Origin of the sequence: Pseudomonas putida, assembly GCF_022627325.1 — a bacterium.
Taxonomy (GTDB): domain Bacteria; phylum Pseudomonadota; class Gammaproteobacteria; order Pseudomonadales; family Pseudomonadaceae; genus Aquipseudomonas; species Aquipseudomonas putida_X.
On sequence record NZ_JAETZZ010000001.1, the window covers coordinates 372545 to 391974 of the forward strand.

Annotated in this window: 16 protein-coding genes and 4 tRNA genes; 18 read left to right on the top strand and 2 right to left on the bottom strand. The window is 63.5% G+C overall.

Annotated elements, in window-relative coordinates; translation table 11 throughout:
• Nucleotide 1 precedes the first annotated feature (1 nt).
• The 18 genes from leuB to JNA92_RS01780 all read left to right on the top strand — a co-directional run bounded on the left by leuB (nt 2) and on the right by JNA92_RS01780 (nt 16991).
• A complete protein-coding gene (gene leuB, locus JNA92_RS01695; protein ID WP_241803057.1) occupies nt 2-1084 on the top strand; it encodes a 3-isopropylmalate dehydrogenase in 1083 nt (360 codons plus the stop codon).
• Between the two features lie 63 nt (nt 1085-1147).
• Nucleotides 1148-2260, top strand: a complete 1113-nt coding sequence (asd, locus tag JNA92_RS01700) for an aspartate-semialdehyde dehydrogenase (protein ID WP_241803058.1) — start codon at nt 1148-1150, stop codon at nt 2258-2260.
• 146 nt (nt 2261-2406) lie between these two features.
• Complete coding sequence (locus tag JNA92_RS01705) at nt 2407-3411, top strand: aspartate-semialdehyde dehydrogenase (protein ID WP_241803059.1); 1005 nt, start codon at nt 2407-2409, stop codon at nt 3409-3411.
• A gap of 70 nt (nt 3412-3481) precedes the next feature.
• The gene (locus JNA92_RS01710) at nt 3482-6130 is read left to right on the top strand and encodes a FimV/HubP family polar landmark protein (RefSeq protein ID WP_241803060.1); all 2649 of its coding nucleotides are present in this window, start codon (nt 3482-3484) and stop codon (nt 6128-6130) included.
• Nucleotides 6131-6228: 98 nt separating this feature from the next.
• A complete protein-coding gene (truA, locus tag JNA92_RS01715; RefSeq protein WP_241803061.1) occupies nt 6229-7083 on the top strand; it encodes a tRNA pseudouridine(38-40) synthase TruA in 855 nt (284 codons plus the stop codon).
• 60 nt (nt 7084-7143) lie between these two features.
• Complete coding sequence (locus tag JNA92_RS01720) at nt 7144-7764, top strand: phosphoribosylanthranilate isomerase (protein ID WP_241803062.1); 621 nt, start codon at nt 7144-7146, stop codon at nt 7762-7764.
• A gap of 223 nt (nt 7765-7987) precedes the next feature.
• On the top strand, nt 7988-8881 hold the full coding sequence (gene accD, locus JNA92_RS01725) for an acetyl-CoA carboxylase, carboxyltransferase subunit beta (protein ID WP_241803063.1): 894 nt from the start codon (nt 7988-7990) through the stop codon (nt 8879-8881).
• The gene (folC, locus tag JNA92_RS01730) at nt 8881-10167 is read left to right on the top strand and encodes a bifunctional tetrahydrofolate synthase/dihydrofolate synthase (RefSeq protein WP_241803064.1); all 1287 of its coding nucleotides are present in this window, start codon (nt 8881-8883) and stop codon (nt 10165-10167) included. The genes accD and folC overlap by 1 nt, the downstream gene beginning before the upstream one ends.
• Before the next feature lie 4 nt (nt 10168-10171).
• Nucleotides 10172-10831 carry an SPOR domain-containing protein gene (locus JNA92_RS01735; protein ID WP_241803065.1) on the top strand — a complete coding sequence of 220 codons (660 nt, stop codon included), beginning with the start codon at nt 10172-10174 and terminating at the stop codon, nt 10829-10831.
• Between the two features lie 116 nt (nt 10832-10947).
• Complete coding sequence (locus JNA92_RS01740) at nt 10948-11505, top strand: CvpA family protein (RefSeq protein WP_012313468.1); 558 nt, start codon at nt 10948-10950, stop codon at nt 11503-11505.
• Between the two features lie 42 nt (nt 11506-11547).
• The gene (gene purF / locus JNA92_RS01745) at nt 11548-13053 is read left to right on the top strand and encodes an amidophosphoribosyltransferase (protein ID WP_012313469.1); all 1506 of its coding nucleotides are present in this window, start codon (nt 11548-11550) and stop codon (nt 13051-13053) included.
• A 16-nt stretch (nt 13054-13069) separates the two neighbouring features.
• Complete coding sequence (locus tag JNA92_RS01750) at nt 13070-14281, top strand: O-succinylhomoserine sulfhydrylase (protein ID WP_241803066.1); 1212 nt, start codon at nt 13070-13072, stop codon at nt 14279-14281.
• The gene (locus JNA92_RS01755) at nt 14278-15051 is read left to right on the top strand and encodes an SDR family oxidoreductase (RefSeq protein ID WP_241803067.1); all 774 of its coding nucleotides are present in this window, start codon (nt 14278-14280) and stop codon (nt 15049-15051) included. Before JNA92_RS01750 ends, JNA92_RS01755 begins: the two co-directional genes overlap by 4 nt.
• Before the next feature lie 249 nt (nt 15052-15300).
• Nucleotides 15301-15376, top strand: a tRNA-Val gene (locus tag JNA92_RS01760).
• A gap of 80 nt (nt 15377-15456) precedes the next feature.
• A tRNA-Asp gene (locus JNA92_RS01765) sits at nt 15457-15533 on the top strand.
• A 99-nt stretch (nt 15534-15632) separates the two neighbouring features.
• A tRNA-Asp gene (locus JNA92_RS01770) sits at nt 15633-15709 on the top strand.
• A gap of 138 nt (nt 15710-15847) precedes the next feature.
• Nucleotides 15848-15924, top strand: a tRNA-Asp gene (locus tag JNA92_RS01775).
• 191 nt (nt 15925-16115) lie between these two features.
• On the top strand, nt 16116-16991 hold the full coding sequence (locus JNA92_RS01780; protein WP_241803068.1) for a DUF2242 domain-containing protein: 876 nt from the start codon (nt 16116-16118) through the stop codon (nt 16989-16991).
• 219 nt (nt 16992-17210) lie between these two features.
• On the opposite strand, the gene JNA92_RS01785 is transcribed toward JNA92_RS01780, so the two are convergent.
• On the bottom strand, nt 17211-18296 hold the full coding sequence (locus JNA92_RS01785; RefSeq protein WP_241803069.1) for an AraC family transcriptional regulator: 1086 nt from the start codon (nt 18294-18296) through the stop codon (nt 17211-17213).
• A 4-nt stretch (nt 18297-18300) separates the two neighbouring features.
• Nucleotides 18301-19419: a nitrilase-related carbon-nitrogen hydrolase gene (locus JNA92_RS01790; protein ID WP_241803070.1), complete on the bottom strand. Its 1119-nt coding sequence runs from the start codon at nt 19417-19419 to the stop codon at nt 18301-18303.
• Between the last annotated feature and the right edge of the window lie 11 nt (nt 19420-19430).

Here is a 19430-nt window from a genome sequence, read left to right on the forward strand (position 1 = left end):
CATGAGCAAGCAGATTCTGATTCTCCCAGGTGATGGTATCGGTCCGGAAATCATGGCCGAGGCGGTCAAGGTGCTGGAGCTGGCCAACGACAAGTTCCAGCTTGGCTTGAGCCTTGCGCATGACGTGATCGGCGGTGCTGCCATCGACCAACATGGCGTGCCGCTGGCCGACTCGACCCTGGAGCGTGCGCGCCAGGCCGATGCCGTGCTGTTGGGCGCGGTGGGCGGGCCGAAGTGGGACAAGATCGAGCGTGACATCCGCCCTGAGCGCGGCCTGCTGAAAATCCGCTCGCAGCTGGGCCTGTTCGCCAACCTGCGCCCGGCCATCCTCTACCCGCAACTGGCTGATGCCTCGTCGCTCAAGCCGGAAATCGTTTCGGGTCTGGACATCCTGATCGTCCGTGAGTTGACTGGCGGCATCTACTTCGGTGCCCCGCGCGGCCAGCGTGAGCTCGAAGGCGGCGAACGGCAGGCCTATGACACCCTCCCGTACAGCGAGAGCGAAGTGCGCCGTATCGCCCGCGTCGGCTTCGACATGGCCCGCGTGCGTGGCAAGAAGCTGTGCTCGGTGGACAAGGCCAACGTCCTGGCCTCCAGCCAGCTGTGGCGTGAAGTGGTCGAGGACGTTGCCAAGGACTACCCGGACGTGGAACTGAGCCACATGTATGTCGACAACGCCGCCATGCAGCTGGTGCGCGCGCCCAAGCAGTTCGACGTGATGGTGACCGACAACATGTTCGGTGACATCCTGTCGGATGAAGCTTCCATGCTGACCGGTTCGATCGGCATGCTGCCTTCGGCGTCGCTCGATGCCAACAACAAGGGCATGTACGAGCCTTGCCACGGCTCGGCGCCGGACATCGCCGGCCAGGGCATTGCCAACCCGCTGGCGACCATCCTGTCGGTGTCGATGATGCTGCGTTACAGCTTCAACCAGCAGGCCGCAGCCGAGGCCATCGAGCAGGCGGTAAGCCAGGTTCTGGACCAGGGCCTGCGTACCGGCGACATCTGGTCGGCCGGTTGCAGCAAGGTAGGTACGCAGGAAATGGGCGACGCAGTAGTCGCAGCGCTGCGGAATCTGTAATCTCTCTGGCCCGCCACCGTTTTTGGTCGGTGGCGGCCCACTTTTAGCAAAGGTGTAGTTGCGATGAAACGTGTAGGTCTGATCGGTTGGCGCGGTATGGTCGGTTCCGTGCTCATGCAGCGGATGCTGGAGGAGCAGGATTTCGACCTTATCGAGCCGGTGTTCTTCACTACCTCCAATGTCGGTGGCCAGGGCCCGAGCGTGGGCAAGGATATTGCTCCGCTCAAGGACGCTTATTCGATTGAAGAACTCAAGACCCTCGACGTGATCCTGACCTGTCAGGGCGGCGACTACACCAACGAGGTGTTCCCAAAGCTGCGTGAAGCTGGCTGGCAGGGTTACTGGATCGATGCTGCCTCGTCGCTGCGCATGCAGGACGACGCCGTCATCGTGCTCGATCCGGTCAACCGCAAGGTGATCGACCAGCAGCTCGATGCCGGCACCAAGAACTACATCGGCGGCAACTGCACCGTCAGCCTGATGCTGATGGGCCTTGGCGGCCTGTTCGAAGCGGGCCTGGTCGAGTGGATGAGCGCCATGACCTACCAGGCGGCGTCCGGTGCCGGTGCGCAGAACATGCGCGAGCTGATCAAGCAGATGGGCGCTACCCACGCGGCGGTGGCCGATGACCTGGCCAACCCGGCCAGCGCCATCCTCGACATCGACCGCAAGGTGGCCGAGGCCATGCGCAGCGATGCCTACCCGGCCGAAAACTTCGGCGTGCCCCTGGCTGGCAGCCTGATCCCATGGATCGACAAAGAGCTGCCCAACGGCCAGAGCCGTGAAGAGTGGAAGGCCCAGGCCGAGACCAACAAGATCCTCGGCCGCTTCAAGAGCCCGATCCCGGTCGATGGCATCTGCGTGCGCATCGGCGCCATGCGCTGCCACAGCCAGGCGCTGACCATCAAGCTGAACAAGGACGTGCCACTGGCCGATATCGAAGGCATGATCAGCCAGCACAACCCATGGGTGAAGCTGGTGCCGAACCAGCGCGAGATCAGCATGCAGGAACTGACCCCGACCAACGTCACCGGTACCCTGAACATTCCGGTGGGCCGTTTGCGCAAGCTGAACATGGGCTCGCAGTACCTGGGCGCGTTCACCGTCGGCGATCAGCTGCTGTGGGGCGCTGCCGAGCCGCTGCGCCGCATGCTGCGGATTCTGCTGGAGCGTTGATCGTTCTGCGTTGCACCGAAAACCCGCCCTGGTGACAGCGCGGGTTTTTTTGTGCCTGCGCCGGCCCCGGTAGGGCCAGCACAGACAAAACGTTACAATCCGAGTAAAGTGCCGCCCCCCGCCGTTACAGCAAAAGGATCCTCTCCATGACCCAACCCCTGGACATCGCCGTCGTCGGCGCCACCGGTAGCGTCGGTGAAACCTTGGTACAGATTCTCGAAGAACTGCACTTCCCGGTCGGCACGCTGCACCTGCTGGCCAGCATGGAGTCGGCGGGCAGCAGCGTGATGTTCGCTGGCAAGAAGATCAAGGTGCGTGAAGTCGACAGTTTCGATTTCACCCAGGTCAAACTGGCCTTCTTCGCCGCCAGCCCGGCCGTCAGCCGTAGCTTTGCCCGCAAGGCCCATGCGGCCGGCTGCACGGTCATCGACCTGTCTGGCGGCCTGGATGACGCCCTTGCGGTCGTGCCTGAAGCAAACGCCGAGTGCATCGCCGGCCTGGCGCTGCCGGCGTGCATCGCCAGCCCCACTGCCGCAGCCGTTGCCTTGGCCGTCGCGCTGGCGCCACTCAAGGGGCTGCTGGACATCGAGCGCGTGCAGGTCATGGCGGCGCTGGCGGTGTCTGCCCAGGGCCGGGAGGCAGTTAATGAACTGGCCCGGCAGACCGCCGAGCTGCTCAACGCCCGCCCACTGGAGCCGCGCTTTTTCGACCGCCAGGTAGCGTTCAACGTGCTGGCCCAGGTCGGTGCGGCAGACGAGCAGGGCCACACGGCACTCGAGCGCCGGCTGGTCGCTGAGCTGCCGGTGTTGCTGGGGCAGCCGGAACTGAAGATTTCCGTGACCTGCGTTCAAGTCCCGGTGTTTTTTGGCGATAGCTTCAGTGTGGCGGTACAGAGCCGTAAACCTGTGGATCTGGTTGCAGTCAATGCTGCCTTGGAGGGTGCCGACAGTGTCGAGCTGGTCGAGCGAGATGATTATCCGACCCCGGTAGGGGACGCAGTAGGCCAAGACGTGGTCTATGTTGGTCGTGTACGCCATGGTGTTGAGCAAGACCAGCAGCTCAACCTGTGGCTGACCACCGACAACCTGCGCAAGGGCGCTGCGCTCAACGCCGTGCAGGTGGCGCAATTGTTGATTAAACACATAGCGTAAAAGATACTGGCGAGCACTTTTGTCCCGCACCGCGCGCGGTTTCGGGACGATTCATACAAGGGATGAGGTCATGCTTCGAATTCGCAAACTGGTTCTGGCCATGGCGGCAGCGTCGGCGCTGTCATCTGGCATGGCGAATGCCTTGGGGTTGGGTGAACTGACGCTCAAATCGGCGCAGAACCAGCCGCTGGACGCCGAGATCGAATTGCTCGATGTGCGCGACCTCACCGCTGCCGAAGTGGCACCAAGCCTGGCGCCGCCGGAAGAGTTCAGCAAGGCCGGGGTGGAATACCCGGGCTACCTCGAGGACCTGACCTTCACCCCGGTGATCAACCCCAATGGCAAGAGCGTGCTGCGGGTTACCTCCAGTCAGCCGCTGCCGGGCTCGGTGGTCAAGTTTCTGGTGCAGGTGATGTGGCCTCAGGGCCGTCTGCTGCGTGACTACAGTGTGCTGCTCGACCAGGCCAAGGCCCAGGGCGAGCAGCCTGCCGCGGCCAATGTCACCCCGGCAACCAGCAGCGCCGGCAGCTACACCACCAAGCGCCGCGATACCCTTTGGCAGATTGCTGCACGCAATACCCAGAACGGTGGGTCGGTGCAGCAGACCATGATCGCCATTCAGGCGCTGAACCCGGATGCCTTCATCGGCAACAACATCAACCAGTTGAAAGTTGGCCAGGTATTGCGTCTGCCCGATCAGCAGCAGATCCAGAGCATCCCCCAGGCCGAAGCCAATCGCGAAGTGGCCGAACAGTATGCTGCATGGCGTGAGGGCCGGCGCCTTGGCCCGCGCGCCCGGCAGCTTGACGCCACCCGCCGCGGCGCTGCCGATGCGGCGCCCGAGCGTATCGCCCAGGGTGACAACCTGCGCCTGGTCAGCCCTGGCAACCAGCCTGACGCTGGCGATGCCAAGGCGCTCAACGACAAGCTGGCCGTGGCCCAGGAGAGCCTGGACACCAGCCGTCGTGACAACGAAGAACTCAAAAGCCGGATGAGCGACCTGCAGAGCCAGTTGGACAAGCTGCAGCGCCTGATTCAGCTCAAGAATGACCAGCTCGCTCGCCTGGAGGCACAGGGTGCCGCCGGGCAGCCCGCACCTGCCGCCACCTTGCCGGGTGAGTCGGCCCCGGTGCAGCCTGCCGACAACGCCCAGGTACCGCCTGCCGAGCCCGTCGTGGCACCGGCGCCGGCCGCCGTCGATACCGCGCCTGGCGCTGCCACGGCGGGCGAGGATGCCCCTGCCGGCCAGCAGCCGGGCGCGCTGGATGGCATCCTGGGGAACCCGCTGCTACTGGCCCTGATCGCAGGCTCCGCATTCCTCGTGCTGTTGCTGCTGCTGTTGCTGCTGGCGCGTCGACGTAAAGCCCAGCAGGAGGCCGAAAAGCACCTGCGTATGGCGCGGGCGCTGGCTGAGGAAGGCGAGCGTAATCCCGACCTCGACCTGCCTGCGAGCAGCTTCGATGAGCTGCAGGTGTCGGCGCCCGCCGTAACCCTGTCGCCGGCGGTGGTGGCGGCCTCGGCTGCTGCAGCCGTTGCCGCGGAAAAACCGGTTGCCCCGGCACCCGTTGCCGCGCCATTACCGGAGCAGGACCCGAACGCCGAGCTGTTGGCCGAGGTCGAGCAGAGCCTGGCCCGCGGTCGCCTGAACCATGCGGCCGACCTGTTGGAAACAGCCGTCGCTGCGCAACCGGAGCATGATGGCCTGCGGTTGAAGCTGATGGAGGTCTATGCGCGCCAGGGTGACCACAGCGCGTTCGTGGAGCAGGAACGCAAGCTGCCGGCCAGCGAAGAGAATATTGCGCAGGTCAGTCAGCTCAAAGAGCACTACCCGGCCATGCTCGGCCTTGCCGCGGCGGGGGTGGGGGCTGCGGCGCTGGCTGCCGAGCTCGATGAGCAGTACGTGCAGGAGCTGTTGCAAGACCAGCCGCAATCGCCCGCAGAGGTCGATGCCGAGCCTGAAGCTGAACCGCAAACCGAGGCCGACGTTCAAACGCCTGCCCTCGATGACAACGGCCCGGACAGTGCCTTCGACCTTGAGTTGAGTGACGATCTGCCCCTGAGCGACCTTGAACCGCCGATGCTCGATGAAGCTGCGTTGACGGATGTGCAGGCAAATGATGAGCCGCCCGCCGTCGCTGACCCTGCCGCACAGGAAGCAGACGCCGACGCCGATTTCGAAGCCTTGCTGGCGCAGGCTCAGGCGGAACCGCAGAGCGTCGATGACCTGGCGGACTTCGACCTGGACGTGGGTGAGCCGAGCGGTGCCGAGCCGGTTGAGGAAGAGCCGGTCGACGTCGCTGCCGAATTGGCCGCTTTCGATTCCATCCCGGAGTTCGACCCGATTTCCGAGCTGGAGCTGCCAGAAGACTTCGATCTGTCGCTGTCGCTGGATGACCAGTCGCCGGCCGCCAAGAGCTTCGCTTCCGAGCTGAGCGACGTCAACGCCGAACTGGACAAGCTGTCGCAGAACCTCGAGTCGCCGTCGCTGGAACCGCACTTCACCGCTGAGGACGCTGCCCAGGAGCCGGAACCCCTGGACGATCTGGACTTCGATTTCTTCTCCGGCAGCGACGAAGTGGCTACCAAGCTCGACCTGGCGCGTGCCTATATCGATATGGGCGACCATCAGGGGGCGCGTGACATCCTCGATGAAGTGGTCAAGGATGGCGACGATACACAGCGCCTGGAAGCCGAAGACATGCTGTCCCGGCTGGTCTGAAGGCCTCACCCGCAGCTTGAAACCAACGGCAGCCCAACAAGGCTGCCGTTGTCGTTATAATCCCCGGCACTTCGTATTGCCCCACAGGTTTCACGCTCTTGGACATCATCGACACCGCTGCCACCGAATCGGCCGCCGAAGGCTTCACCCGCATCGCCCTGGGGGTGGAATACAAGGGTTCGCGCTACCGCGGCTGGCAACGCCAGGCCAGCGGGGTGCCCAGTGTCCAGCAGGCGCTGGAGCAGGCGCTGTCGAAAGTGGCCAACGAGCCCATCACGGTGGTCTGCGCCGGGCGTACCGACGCCGGTGTGCATGGTTGTGGACAGATCGTGCATTTCGATACCCGCGCCAATCGGGACGAACGCGCCTGGACCCTGGGCACCAACTTCAACCTGCCCCACGACATCAGTGTGGTGTGGTCGCGGCCGATGCCTGCGGATTTCCATGCGCGCTTCAAGGCCACCGCCCGGCGCTACCGTTATGTCATCTACAACGACCCGATCCGCCCGGCACACCTGGCCGAGGAAGTGACGTGGAATCACCGCCCGCTCGATGTGGAGCGCATGGCCGATGCTGCGCAGTTCCTGCTGGGTACTCACGACTTCAGTGCCTTTCGCGCCAGCCAGTGCCAGGCCAAGTCGCCGATCAAGCATATCCATCACCTGCGGGTCACCCGTCATGGGCAGATGATCGTGCTGGATGTGCGGGCCACTGCGTTCCTGCACCACATGGTGCGCAATATCGCCGGTGTGCTGATGACCATCGGTGCAGGCGAGCGCGCTGCGGGCTGGGCTCGGGAAGTGCTGGAAGGGCGCAACCGGCGCGAAGGCGGGGTAACGGCCCATCCCTACGGCCTGTACCTGGTTCAGGTGGAATATCCGGAGGAATTCCAGCTGCCACAGCGTTACATCGGCCCACACTTTCTGACCGGCTACGAGGCGTTGTCCGACTGACGGCCGAAAACGCTTTTGCTACCATCGGGCCTTTCAGTGGTTTCTCAGGGTTTGCAGTCCATGAGCAATGTTCGCAGCAAGATCTGCGGGATTACCCGCATAGAGGACGCGCTGGCCGCCGTCGAGGCAGGGGCCGATGCCATCGGTTTGGTTTTCTATGGCAAAAGCCCGCGCGCCGTCGATGTGCGCCAGGCCCGGGCAATCATGGCCGAACTGCCGCCCTTCGTGACCACGGTCGGCCTGTTCGTCAACGCCTCGCGCTGCGAACTCAACGAGATCCTCGAGGCTGTGCCGCTGGACCTGCTACAGTTCCACGGCGACGAAACCCCGGCTGATTGCGAAGGCTATCACCGCCCGTGGATCAAGGCGCTGCGCGTACGCCCGGGTGACGATCTGGAGGCTGCCTGCCGGTACTATGCCGGCGCGCGTGGCATCCTGCTCGACACCTATGTCGCCGGGGTGCCCGGTGGTACCGGCGAGGCGTTCGACTGGTCGCTGGTGCCTGCACGGCTGAGCAAGCCGATCATTCTCGCCGGGGGCTTGTCTGCCAGCAACGTCGCCCAGGCCATCGCCCAGGTGCGGCCGTATGCGGTGGATGTGAGTGGTGGTGTGGAGCAGGCCAAGGGCATCAAGGACGCGGCGAAGATCGAAGCGTTCATGCGCGCGGTGAAACAGGCGTGATGCCAGATGTGACGGCTGGCGGCGGGCCATCGTCCATAACTATCGCAGCCCTGCGGGGCGGCTACCGGCATGCCGGTTGGCCAAAGAATACGTTGACGACGGTGCGGTACACAGGCAGCCCCTGTGGCCGGTCCGTCATCGTTTGACAGAAGAATTTGAGCTCAAAGGGCAGGGCATGGCCGGCCAGACTGGTCCCCGCCCGCCAATACTGGAGAAATAAAGCATGAGCAACTGGTTAGTCGACAAACTGATCCCTTCGATCATGCGTTCCGAGGTGAAGAAGAGCTCGGTGCCAGAAGGCCTGTGGCACAAGTGCCCAGCCTGTGAGGCCGTGCTGTATCGTCCGGAGCTGGAAAAGACCCTCGATGTCTGCCCCAAGTGCAACCACCACATGCGCATCGGCGCCCGTCAGCGCATCGACATCTTCCTCGATGCTGAAGGCCGTGCCGAGCTGGGTGCCGAGCTGGAGCCGGTCGACCGCCTGAAATTCCGTGATGGCAAGAAGTACAAGGACCGTCTGGTCGGTGCCCAGAAACAGACCGGCGAGAAGGACGCGCTGATCTCCATGAGCGGCACCCTGATGGGCATGCCGATCGTGGTCAGTGCCTTCGAGTTTTCCTTCATGGGTGGCTCCATGGGCGCCGTCGTCGGTGAGCGCTTCGTCCGCGCTGCCAACTATGCGCTGGAAAACCGCTGCCCGATGATCTGCTTCTCGGCCTCCGGTGGTGCGCGCATGCAGGAAGCGCTGATCTCGCTGATGCAGATGGCCAAGACCTCGGCCGTGCTGGCCCGCCTGCGCGAAGAGGGCATTCCGTTCATCTCCGTATTGACCGACCCGGTCTACGGCGGTGTTTCCGCCAGTCTGGCGATGCTTGGCGATGTCATTGTCGGTGAGCCAAAGGCGCTGATCGGCTTCGCCGGCCCGCGCGTGATCGAGCAGACCGTGCGCGAAAAGCTGCCTGAAGGCTTCCAGCGCAGCGAGTTCCTGCTGGAGCACGGTGCCATCGACCTGATCATCTCGCGTGGCGATCTGCGTCCACGCCTGGCTCGCCTGCTGGCGCAGATGACCGGCCAGGAAACACCCGAGCAGGCACGCGAGGCCGCTGCGGTCGCCTGATGAAAGACAGAACCCTGGGCGAATGGCTCGCCTACCTCGAGCAGTTGCACCCCTCGGCCATCGACATGGGGCTGGAGCGTTCGCAAAAGGTGCTTGCACGGTTGGCCCTGGGCAAGCTGGCGCCTCGTGTGGTGACGGTCACCGGCACCAACGGCAAAGGCTCGACCTGTGCCTTCCTGGCGTCGTTGCTGCGTGCCCAGGGGTTGAAGGTTGGCGTGTACAGCTCGCCACACCTGTTGCGTTACAACGAACGTGTGCTGATCGACGGCCAGGAGGCCAGTGATGAGCGCCTGTGCGAAGCCTTCGCTGCCGTCGAGGCCGCCCGAGGCGAGATTTCCCTCACCTATTTCGAGATGGGCACCCTGGCGGCATTCTGGCTGTTCTACCAGTCCGGGCTGGATGCCGTGGTGCTTGAAGTGGGGTTGGGGGGGCGTCTGGATACCGTGAACGTCATCGATGCCGACCTGGCTCTGGTGACCAGTATCGGCGTCGACCATGTCGATTACCTGGGCGATACCCGCGAGTTGGTCGCCTTCGAGAAGGCTGGCATCTTCCGCCCGGGCAAGCCAGCGCTGTGCGGTGACCTGGATCCCCCTCAGCCACTGTTGGACAAGGCCCGTGAACTGGCGGCGCCGTTGTTCCTGCGTGGGCGCGACTTCGACCTTACCAGCGCCGATACCACCTGGCACTGGCGTGGTACGGCAGCAGATGGCGCCGCGGTGGAGCTGTCAGGGCTGCCGCTGCTCGACCTGCCGATGGAAAACGCCACCCTGGCGCTGCAGGCGTACCTGCTGATGGGGCTTGCTTGGGATGCCGGGCAAATCCGTCAGGCGCTGCTCGATACCCGTATCACCGGGCGGCTGGACCGTCGTACGCTCAATTGGCAAGGCAAGCGCGTGGAGCTGTTGCTGGATGTGGGGCATAACCCCCATGCAGCAGCGTATCTGGCGCGTCGCTTGTCAGTGCGGCCGGTCGAGGGCAGGCGTTTGGCCGTCTTCGGCCTGCTGGCGGACAAAGACCTGGCGGGCGTGTTGGCGCCTTTGCATGGCCTGGTCGACGACTGGGCGGTGGCGCCTTTGCAGTCACCGCGCAGCCGCCCGGCCGCCGAGCTTGTCGGCGCCTTGACGAACCTCGGTGCGTCGGTGAAGTCTTATGCCAGCGTCGGCGCCGCCCTTGATGGGCAATGCGCTCAGGCGATGGCGGGTGACCAGATCCTGCTGTTCGGTTCGTTTTTCTGTGTTGCCGAGGCCCTGGAATGGCTTGGGCAGCAGGCCCTGGAGGGGTGAGTAGATGGCAGTGCTGGATAAAGGGATGAAACAGCGCATGGTGGGTGCGTTGGTGCTGGTGGCGCTGGCGGTTATTTTCCTGCCGATGCTGTTCACCCGCGAGGACGAAATGCGTCAGGTGCGCGTCGAGGCCCCGCAGGCACCGGCGATGCCGAGCTTGCCTGAAGTCAAGGTAGAGCCGGTTGCAGTGCCCGAGCCGCAACCGCTGCCGCAAGAGCCGCAGCAGGCGCCCGTGGTGGTCAATGAGTCCTCGGCCCCGGTGGCCACGCCGAGCCAGCCGATCACGCCGTCGCCGCAAACCCAGGCGCAGGTCCAGCCCAAGCCCCAGGCGCCGGAGCCGGCGGCCAAGCCCCAGGCGCAAGCGGCCGCTACCCCTGCGCCGGCGGCAAGCGCCAGCGCAGCGTCGAAAATCGACGCCAACGGCTTGCCGGTGAGCTGGTCGATCCAGCTGGCCAGCCTGTCCAATCGCGCCGGGGCCGAGAGCTTGCAGAAAACCCTGCGCAGCCAGGGTTACAACGCCTACATCCGTTCGGCCGGTGGCATGAATCGGGTCTATGTGGGGCCGCTGATCGAACGTGCCGAGGCCGAGCGCCTGCGCGATGCGATCAATCGGCAGCAGAAGCTCAAGGGCTTCGTGGTTCGTTTCCAGCCAGAACGCGGTTGATTCCAGGGGCTGCTCTGCAGCCCATCCGTGGCCAAGCCAATCGGCCTGACATTCCGCTTACTCCCGGCCCTTTGCTCTGGTAAAATGCGCCGCCTCAAACGTCTGCAGGCAGCACCGTGGCATTTACCTGGGTTGATTGGGCGATCATCGCGATCATCGCCGTTTCCACACTGATCAGTCTCAAGCGCGGCTTCGTCAAGGAAGCCTTGTCCCTGCTCATCTGGATCATTGCCGGTGCAGTCGCCTGGATGTTCGGTGGGTCGCTCTCGGTGTATCTTGAAAGCTACATCCAGACCCCATCGATGCGCATCATCGCTGGCTGCGCCATTCTCTTCGTCGCCACCCTGCTGGTGGGCGCGATGGTCAATTTCCTGGTCGGTGAGCTGATCCGCGTGACCGGGCTGTCCGGTACCGATCGTTTTCTCGGCATGGCCTTCGGCGCGGCGCGCGGGGCCTTGCTGGTGGTGGTTGCCATCGGCCTGCTCAGCCTGGGGCCGGTGCAGCAGGATACCTGGTGGCAGGAATCTCGCCTGATACCACAATTTCTATTGGTCGCTGACTGGTCGAAGAACCTGATTCTGGGTTTCACCAGCCAGTGGATGTCCAGTGGGGTGATCAGCACTCCGGCTGATCTCCCGTTCAAGGAACAGTTGCTCGGGCCTGCAAAGCCTTGAGCGCTATTCACTCAAGTTTCATCAAAGTAGGGGTTGCGTCGCATGTGTGGCATCGTCGGTATCGTCGGTAAGTCGAACGTCAATCAGGCGCTGTATGACGCGCTTACGGTCCTCCAGCACCGCGGCCAGGACGCTGCAGGTATCGTGACCAGCCACGACGGCCGGTTGTTCCTGCGCAAGGATAATGGCCTGGTGCGCGATGTTTTCCAGCAGCGCCACATGCAGCGCCTGGTAGGCCATATGGGTATCGGCCACGTCCGTTACCCGACTGCGGGCAGCTCGACCTCGGCCGAAGCCCAGCCGTTCTATGTCAACTCGCCGTATGGCATCACCCTGGCGCACAACGGCAACCTGACCAACGTCGAGCAGTTGGCCAAGGAGATCTACGAGTCCGACCTGCGCCACGTCAACACCAACTCCGACTCGGAAGTGCTGCTGAACGTGTTCGCCCATGAACTGGCGGTGCGTGGCAAGCTGCAGCCTACCGAAGAAGACGTGTTCGCCGCCGTTTCCCACGTGCACAGCCGCTGCGTCGGTGGTTACGCGGTGGTGGCGATGGTGACCGGCTACGGTATCGTCGGCTTCCGTGACCCCAACGGCATTCGCCCGGTGGTGTTCGGTCAGCGCCATACCGACGAAGGCGTCGAGTACATGATCGCCTCGGAAAGCGTTGCCCTGGACGTGCTCGGCTTCACCCTGATCCGCGACCTGGCGCCGGGCGAGGCGGTGTACATCACCGAGGAAGGCCAGCTGTACACCAAGCAGTGCGCTGAAAGCCCGAAACTGCAGCCGTGCATCTTCGAGCACGTCTACCTGGCCCGTCCGGACTCGATCATGGATGGTGTTTCGGTGTACAAGGCGCGCCTGCGCATGGGCGAGAAGCTGGCCGAGAAGATCCAACGCGAACGCCCGGACCACGACATCGACGTGGTCATCCCGATCCCTGACACCAGCCGCACCGCCGCCCTGGAGCTGGCCAACCACCTGGGCGTCAAGTTCCGCGAAGGTTTCGTCAAGAACCGTTACATCGGCCGTACCTTCATCATGCCCGGCCAGGCTGCCCGCAAGAAGTCGGTGCGCCAGAAGCTCAATGCCATCGAGCTGGAGTTCCGCGGCAAGAACGTGATGCTGGTCGACGACTCCATCGTGCGCGGCACCACCTGCAAGCAGATCATCCAGATGGCCCGCGAAGCCGGCGCTAAAAACGTCTACTTCTGTTCCGCGGCCCCTGCGGTGCGTTACCCCAACGTCTACGGCATCGACATGCCGAGCGCTCACGAACTGATCGCCCACAACCGCACCACCGACCAGGTGGCCGAGTTGATCGGCGCCGACTGGCTGGTCTACCAGGACCTGCCGGACCTGATCGAATCGGTCGGTGGCGGCAAGATCAAGATCGAGCACTTCGATTGCGCGGTGTTCAACGGTGAATACGTCACCGGCGACATCGACGAAGCCTACCTCGACCGCATCGAGCAGGCGCGCAATGACCTGGCCAAGGTGAAGAACCAGGCGGTCAGCGCGATCATCGACCTCTACAACAACTGATTTGGAGAGCGACGGCATGACGGATCAATGGGATGCCGGGCGACTGGACAGTGACCTCGAGGGTGTCGGCTTCGACACCCTGGCGGTGCGTGCCGGTCAGAACCGTACACCGGAGGCGGAGCACAGCGAAGCGCTGTTCCTGACCTCCAGCTATGTCTTCCGCACGGCCGCCGATGCGGCTGCGCGCTTTGCCGGTGAAACCCCTGGCAACGTCTATTCGCGCTACACCAACCCCACCGTGCGTGCCTTCGAAGAGCGCCTGGCGGCGATGGAAGGTGCCGAGCAGGCCGTGGCCACCTCGACCGGTATGGCGGCGATCCTCGCTGTGGTGATGTCCCTGTGCAGCGCCGGCGACCATGTGCTGGTTTCGCAGAGCGTGTTCGGCTCGACGATCAGCCTGTTCGAGAAGTACTTCAAGCGCTTCGGCGTGCAGGTGGACTACGTGCCGCTGGTCGATCTGGCGGGTTGGGACAAGGCCATCAAGGCCAATACCAAGCTGCTGATTCTCGAGTCGCCTTCCAACCCGTTGGCCGAACTGGTGGACATTGCTGCGCTGGCCGAAATTGCCCATGCCCGTGGTGCCATGCTGGTGGTGGACAACTGCTTCAGCACCCCGGCGCTGCAGCAGCCGCTCAAGCTTGGCGCTGACATCGTGTTCCATTCCGCGACCAAGTTCATCGACGGCCAGGGCCGTTGCATGGGTGGCGTCGTGGCCGGGCGCAGCGAGCAGATGAAAGAGGTAGTGGGCTTTTTGCGCACTGCCGGTCCGACCCTCAGCCCGTTCAATGCCTGGATCTTCACCAAAGGCCTGGAAACGCTCAAGCTGCGCATGCGTGCGCACTGCCAGAGCGCTCAGCAACTGGCAGAGTGGCTGGAGCAGCAGGAGGGTGTCGAGAAGGTGCATTACGCCGGCTTGCCAAGCCATCCGCAGCACGAACTGGCCAAGCGCCAGATGACTGGCTTCGGCGCGGTGGTGAGTTTCGAGGTCAAGGGGGGCAAGGAGGGCGCCTGGCGCTTCATCGATGCCACGCGGGTGATCTCGATCACCACCAACCTGGGTGACAGCAAGACCACCATCGCCCACCCGGCCACCACCTCTCATGGCCGCCTGACCCCGCAGGAGCGTGAGGCAGCAGGTATTCGCGACAGCCTGATCCGCGTGGCTGTTGGCCTGGAAGACGTCGCCGACCTGCAAGCCGACCTTGCGCGTGGGCTGGCAGCACTGTGATCGACTGGAAGGGCGGCTCGCCGGGCCATAACGGCCGGGTAGCACTGGTAACCGGTGCCGCACGCGGCATCGGCCTGGGCATTGCTGCCTGGTTGATCTGCGAGGGCTGGCAGGTGGTGCTGAGCGACCTGGACCGCCCTCGCGGCGCCAAGGTTGCCAAGGCCTTGGGTGAAAACGCTTGGTTCATCACCATGGACGTGGCCGATGAAGCCCAGGTGAGTGCCGGGGTTTCCGAGGTGTTGGGGCAGTTCGGGCGGCTGGACGCGCTGGTGTGCAACGCGGCCATCGCCAACCCGCATAACCAGACCTTGGAGAGCTTGAGCCTGGCGCAATGGAACCGTGTGCTGGCAGTCAACCTCAACGGCCCGATGCTGCTGGCCAAGCACTGCGCGCCGTACCTGCGTGCGCACAATGGTGCGATAGTCAACCTGACCTCGACCCGTGCCCGGCAGTCGGAGCCAGATACCGAGGCTTACGCTGCGAGCAAGGGCGGCCTGGTGGCGTTGACCCATGCCTTGGCCATGAGCTTGGGCCCGGAAATCCGCGTCAATGCAGTGAGCCCGGGCTGGATCGATACGCGTGACCCTGCGCAACGCCGTGCCGAACCGTTGAGCGAAGCCGACCATGCCCAGCACCCGACGGGCAGGGTAGGGACGGTGGAAGACGTCGCGGCCATGGTGGCCTGGCTGTTGTCGCGCCAGGCAGCGTTCGTCACTGGCCAGGAGTTCGTGGTCGATGGCGGCATGACCCGCAAGATGATCTACACCTGAGCTGCGAGCTTCAAGCTGCAAGCTGCAAGCTTCAAGCTTCAAGCTTCAAGCTGCAAGAGGGACCGTGAGGTCCCTTAGTCATTTGTGGGGAGCGGGAATCGTATGGGCGACACCTGGCTTTTTCTTGCAGCTTGCAGCTTGCCGCTTACCGCTGCCTTCAAAAAAATCCAACGGGGGTATTGACTTAGCGTCGGCACCTGCGTAAATTTCGCGGCCTCAGCGAAGCAAACGCAACAAGCAACATCGCGAGGGTGATTAGCTCAGCCGGGAGAGCATCTGCCTTACAAGCAGAGGGTCGGCGGTTCGATCCCGTCATCACCCACCACTTCCTGAGCGTTCCTGATGCAGGGTGCTTCGACAGAAGCCAACTGCTGGAGAGGAACAAGGCCTGATAAGCCACCATGCGCAGCGGTAGTTCAGTCGGTTAGAATACCGGCCTGTCACGCCGGGGGTCGCGGGTTCGAGTCCCGTCCGCTGCGCCATTTTTTAGTAACAGATTGGTGCCTGGCACCGGTCTGAAGCCAAAGGCAAAATTGCCTCAGGCTGATCCCAGTTCAATCAGGCGCAAGCCTGAACGATACGCAGCGGTAGTTCAGTCGGTTAGAATACCGGCCTGTCACGCCGGGGGTCGCGGGTTCGAGTCCCGTCCGCTGCGCCATCTTCGTTTCGAAGCCCCTTGAACGCTTCGAAGCAACAAAAAGAGCGATCTGCGTGTCGCTTTTTTTGTGCCTGACCTGAGTGGTGTTCACCGCAAGGGGAAAGCACAGTTTCAACCGGGCGAAAGCCCAAGCGATACGCAGCGGTAGTTCAGTCGGTTAGAATACCGGCCTGTCACGCCGGGGGTCGCGGGTTCGAGTCCCGTCCGCTGCGCCATCTTCGCCTCGAAGCCCCTTGAAAGCTTCGAAGCAAAACGAGAAAAGCGACCTTAGGGTCGCTTTTTTTCGTTCATGCGGCCGCAAAGTCAACATTTACACGATGCTGACAGACTCTTCACCGTCGAACGGTTTCAGTGCAAGGGCGCTGTGATGCACAATAGGCACCTCTCGACTTACCCGGAATTCGCAATGACCAGATCATCCGTCTTTGGTGCGCTCGGGCTGGCCCTGGTGCTGGCGGGCGTGACCGGTTGCTCCTCGAAAAAAACCGCCATCTATGAGCACGAGAACTTCGATGACTCAGGCACCTTCTCGCGCAGCTTCCCGGTCAGTGAAGCCGGCTCGTGCGAGGCTGCCCGGCGTGCGCTGCTGAGCCAGGGTTACATCATCACCAGCAGCGGTGCCAACCAGATAGCCGGTAACAAAAGCTTCCAGCAGAACAGCGAAAACCACCTGCAGATCAGCTTCAGCGTGACCTGCGCGCCCGACAGCGGTGACGAACAGCGTTCGACCATGTTCGCCAACGCGCTGCAGGACCGCTACGCCCTCAAGAAGTCCAATACGTCCGCCAGCCTCGGCGTCGGTGTGTTGGGTTCGGTTTCGATGCCTATCGGCTCCAGTGACGATTCCATGGTCAAGGTCGCCAGCGAGACCGTGACCGCGCCGCAGTTCTACGAGCGTTACTTTGCGCTGGTCGAAAGCTACTTGCCTAAACCCAAAGCGAAGAAGGTCAGCAAGGCCAAGGTTGAAGCGCCGGCACCCAAGGTCGAGAACACAGCGCCTGCGTTGGGGCTGCCTGAGCAGGTTTCGCCAGCGCCTGTGAGCGCTGCTCCTTTAGCAGAGTCGGCATCAGCACCAGCACCAGCACCAGCACCGGCACCAGAACCAACACCAGCTCCAGCTTCAGCTCCAGCTGAGGCGGTGCTCCCGGCAAGCGAGGCGCCAGCTGCGCCGGTAGTTGACGACAGCCAGGGATCGCAACCCGTCGCACCCCCGGCCGCGCCGGCGCCGATTGAAGTGCAGCAGGAGGCACAGCCTGCCGAGGCTGAAGCACCGGCTCTCTGACCGATCTGCCCTGAGGAGCCGTCAACACGGCGTTTCATGCGCTGTTACAGATACTCAGACGATAACTTTCTGAACACCTGCTACGTTTACCACTCATAGGCTTGTAATCAGTTTTTCATCCAGCCTGCTTAGGCTGGAGACCATGACCAACGAAGATAAAAGAGTGAAGAGGACGCAGGGTATGGATGAATATCAGGAAGAGCTGCTCGAGTACCAAGCCTACGAGCTGGACACCCCGGAACCGGCCGACGACGCCACCGAGCTTTGACCGACCTGCCGCTGACTGCGGCGCACCCCCCCCGGTGTGAGGCCCGTCCAGCGCTTGAACGCGCGCTGGAACGCTTCAGCCGATGCAAAACCCAACAGATAGGCAATCTCACCGAAGGTCAATTCCGTATCGCGGATATAGGCCTCGGCGAGGTCACGCCGTGTGTCATTGAGCAAGTCACGAAAGCGCGTGCCTTCCTCTGCCAGTTTACGCCGCAAGGTCCAGGCGGGCAGTTGCAGGCGCAGTGCAACTTCTTCCAGGCCGGGCTCACGGCCCCCGTTGAGCAGAGGGCCGAGCAGGTGGGTGATGCGCTCACCCAGGCTGCGTACGCGGGTGCGCTGCAGCATGTGCGTTTCACACAGTTGCAGCAGGTGCTGCCAGGTGCTCGGGCAATGCTGGGGGTTGGCCAGCTCCAGCGTGGCTCGGCCCAGGCGCAAACGGTTACCGCTAGCGGCAAACTGCACGGCTGTACTGCATAGCGGTTGATACTGGGCGGCGTAACCGGGGGCTTCGAATTCGATCTCCAGGCGCTCGGCCAGCACAGGCGTTTCGGTCAGGGCCGCAAGCTGGGCCAGCCAGCCGGTCAGCAGGGAATCCACCACGAAACGGTTGTAGGCGTTATAAGGGCTGATCGAGTAGAAGCTCAACCATGCCCCCTGGGCATCTTCCTGATAACTCGAATGCCCACGGTAGTTGGCGGCATACAGCGGCTCGAAACGCAGCAGGGTACGGGCGGCTTCGCCCAAGGTAGGCGCCTGCGCGGCTGTCACGCCGGCGAGACCCGCCTGGGCCAGCCGGCTCAGGCGCCCCATGTGCAGGCCCAGAGCAGGCTCCCCGCACAGCGCGATTGCAGCATGCCCCAAGTGCATGTAGCGGGGGATCGACAGCCGCGCACCGGCTTCGGCCAAGCGTGTCTCATCCAGCCCGTAGCGGCGCAGCAGCGGCTGAGGATCGTGACCGAGGCCTTGCAGAGCCTCAGCCAGCGGCTGGACGAAACCTACCGAGAGGTCGCCCAGGCGAACGCGGGGGCGGGGCATACCCCTACAGCCACACGTTCAGCAGGCGTGCGCCCTGGCTGGGAGGGCCTGTGAGCAATTCGCCACTTTGATGGGCGAAGCCTTGGCCGTCGCTGCCTTGGTCCCAGAACTGCCCACGCATGAATACACTTATGCTGCTGACCCCCTGGCCGGCAGCCTCGGTCAGGCGTTGCCAGGCGGTCTTCTCACTCACTTCACCGCGTTGCAGGGCAAGCTCGGCCGCCGCATCCTGGTGCCGGTTGCCGCGCCATGGCGCTTGCCAGCTGTCCTTGCCGCTCAGGAAAACCGGATTGGCGACCAGTTGTACCTGCTGGCTCTGCAGCTGCTGGTGGTTCTCCGGGTACCAACTGTCGCTGCCGATCAGCACGCCCAGACGCCCGGCCGGGGTTTGCACGACTTGCAGTGGTTGTTTGCGGCCATCATGGATATACCGCCGTACCTGGCTGTCGGGGAATTGCTGGCGTTGCGGCTGGCCCAAGGGTGAACCGTCGCCGGCGAACACCAGGCTGCTGTTGAACAATGGGCCGCCGCCGGCATGCAGCACGCCTTGTTCCACATAGGGGTCAGGCAGCACGATCGAGCCGGCTACCAAGGTTACGCCGAACTCCTTGGCCAGGCTGCCGAACAGTTGCTGGTAGTCGCTGGCCATCTGCTGAGCCTTCATGCGCAAGTGCGCATCGGCCCGGCGGTCGTCGCCGCTGGCGCGCAATATCGCCAGCCCATAGCGCAGCGGGTTGCTCAGCTCCAGCCATTGCTCCGCTTCGCGGCTACGGGTGACCTGGTAGAGTTCGTTCTTTTCACCGCGAGCCCATAGCCAGGTACCGATGTGCTCTGGCAGTACCACCACCGTGCGCGGGCCGATCAGGCCTTTGGCCCGGGCTTGTTGCAAGTAGGCCGACAGCTTGCGGTGCAGGCGTTGCAGGTTTTGATAGTCGCTTGGATAAAGCAGGGGCTCGACGCCCAGCAGGTTGCCCTGCTCGCCGGGCACGCCGTGGTCCAGCGCCAGTTCGATGCGCAGGTCGGAGAGGTAGTGGCCTTCCGGGCGCTGCTGGGTCCAGAAGCCATAGCCGCACAGGGCGGCGATCATCACCAGCGCCAAGGCGCTTGCCAATAGTTTTCGCATGCCTTTGATGT

What these genes read in the sequence shown, in the direction of transcription:
- leuB (WP_241803057.1), top strand. Translation starts at nt 2, where the DNA reads ATGAGCAAGCAGATTCTGATTCTCCCAGGTGATGGTATCGGTCCGGAA.
- asd (WP_241803058.1), top strand. Translation starts at nt 1,148, where the DNA reads ATGAAACGTGTAGGTCTGATCGGTTGGCGCGGTATGGTCGGTTCCGTG.
- JNA92_RS01705 (WP_241803059.1), top strand. Translation starts at nt 2,407, where the DNA reads ATGACCCAACCCCTGGACATCGCCGTCGTCGGCGCCACCGGTAGCGTC.
- JNA92_RS01710 (WP_241803060.1), top strand. Translation starts at nt 3,482, where the DNA reads ATGCTTCGAATTCGCAAACTGGTTCTGGCCATGGCGGCAGCGTCGGCG.
- JNA92_RS01720 (WP_241803062.1), top strand. Translation starts at nt 7,144, where the DNA reads ATGAGCAATGTTCGCAGCAAGATCTGCGGGATTACCCGCATAGAGGAC.
- accD (WP_241803063.1), top strand. Translation starts at nt 7,988, where the DNA reads ATGAGCAACTGGTTAGTCGACAAACTGATCCCTTCGATCATGCGTTCC.
- folC (WP_241803064.1), top strand. Translation starts at nt 8,881, where the DNA reads ATGAAAGACAGAACCCTGGGCGAATGGCTCGCCTACCTCGAGCAGTTG.
- JNA92_RS01735 (WP_241803065.1), top strand. Translation starts at nt 10,172, where the DNA reads ATGGCAGTGCTGGATAAAGGGATGAAACAGCGCATGGTGGGTGCGTTG.
- purF (WP_012313469.1), top strand. Translation starts at nt 11,548, where the DNA reads ATGTGTGGCATCGTCGGTATCGTCGGTAAGTCGAACGTCAATCAGGCG.
- JNA92_RS01750 (WP_241803066.1), top strand. Translation starts at nt 13,070, where the DNA reads ATGACGGATCAATGGGATGCCGGGCGACTGGACAGTGACCTCGAGGGT.
- JNA92_RS01780 (WP_241803068.1), top strand. Translation starts at nt 16,116, where the DNA reads ATGACCAGATCATCCGTCTTTGGTGCGCTCGGGCTGGCCCTGGTGCTG.
- JNA92_RS01785 (WP_241803069.1), bottom strand. Translation starts at nt 18,296, where the DNA reads ATGCCCCGCCCCCGCGTTCGCCTGGGCGACCTCTCGGTAGGTTTCGTC.
- JNA92_RS01790 (WP_241803070.1), bottom strand. Translation starts at nt 19,419, where the DNA reads ATGCGAAAACTATTGGCAAGCGCCTTGGCGCTGGTGATGATCGCCGCC.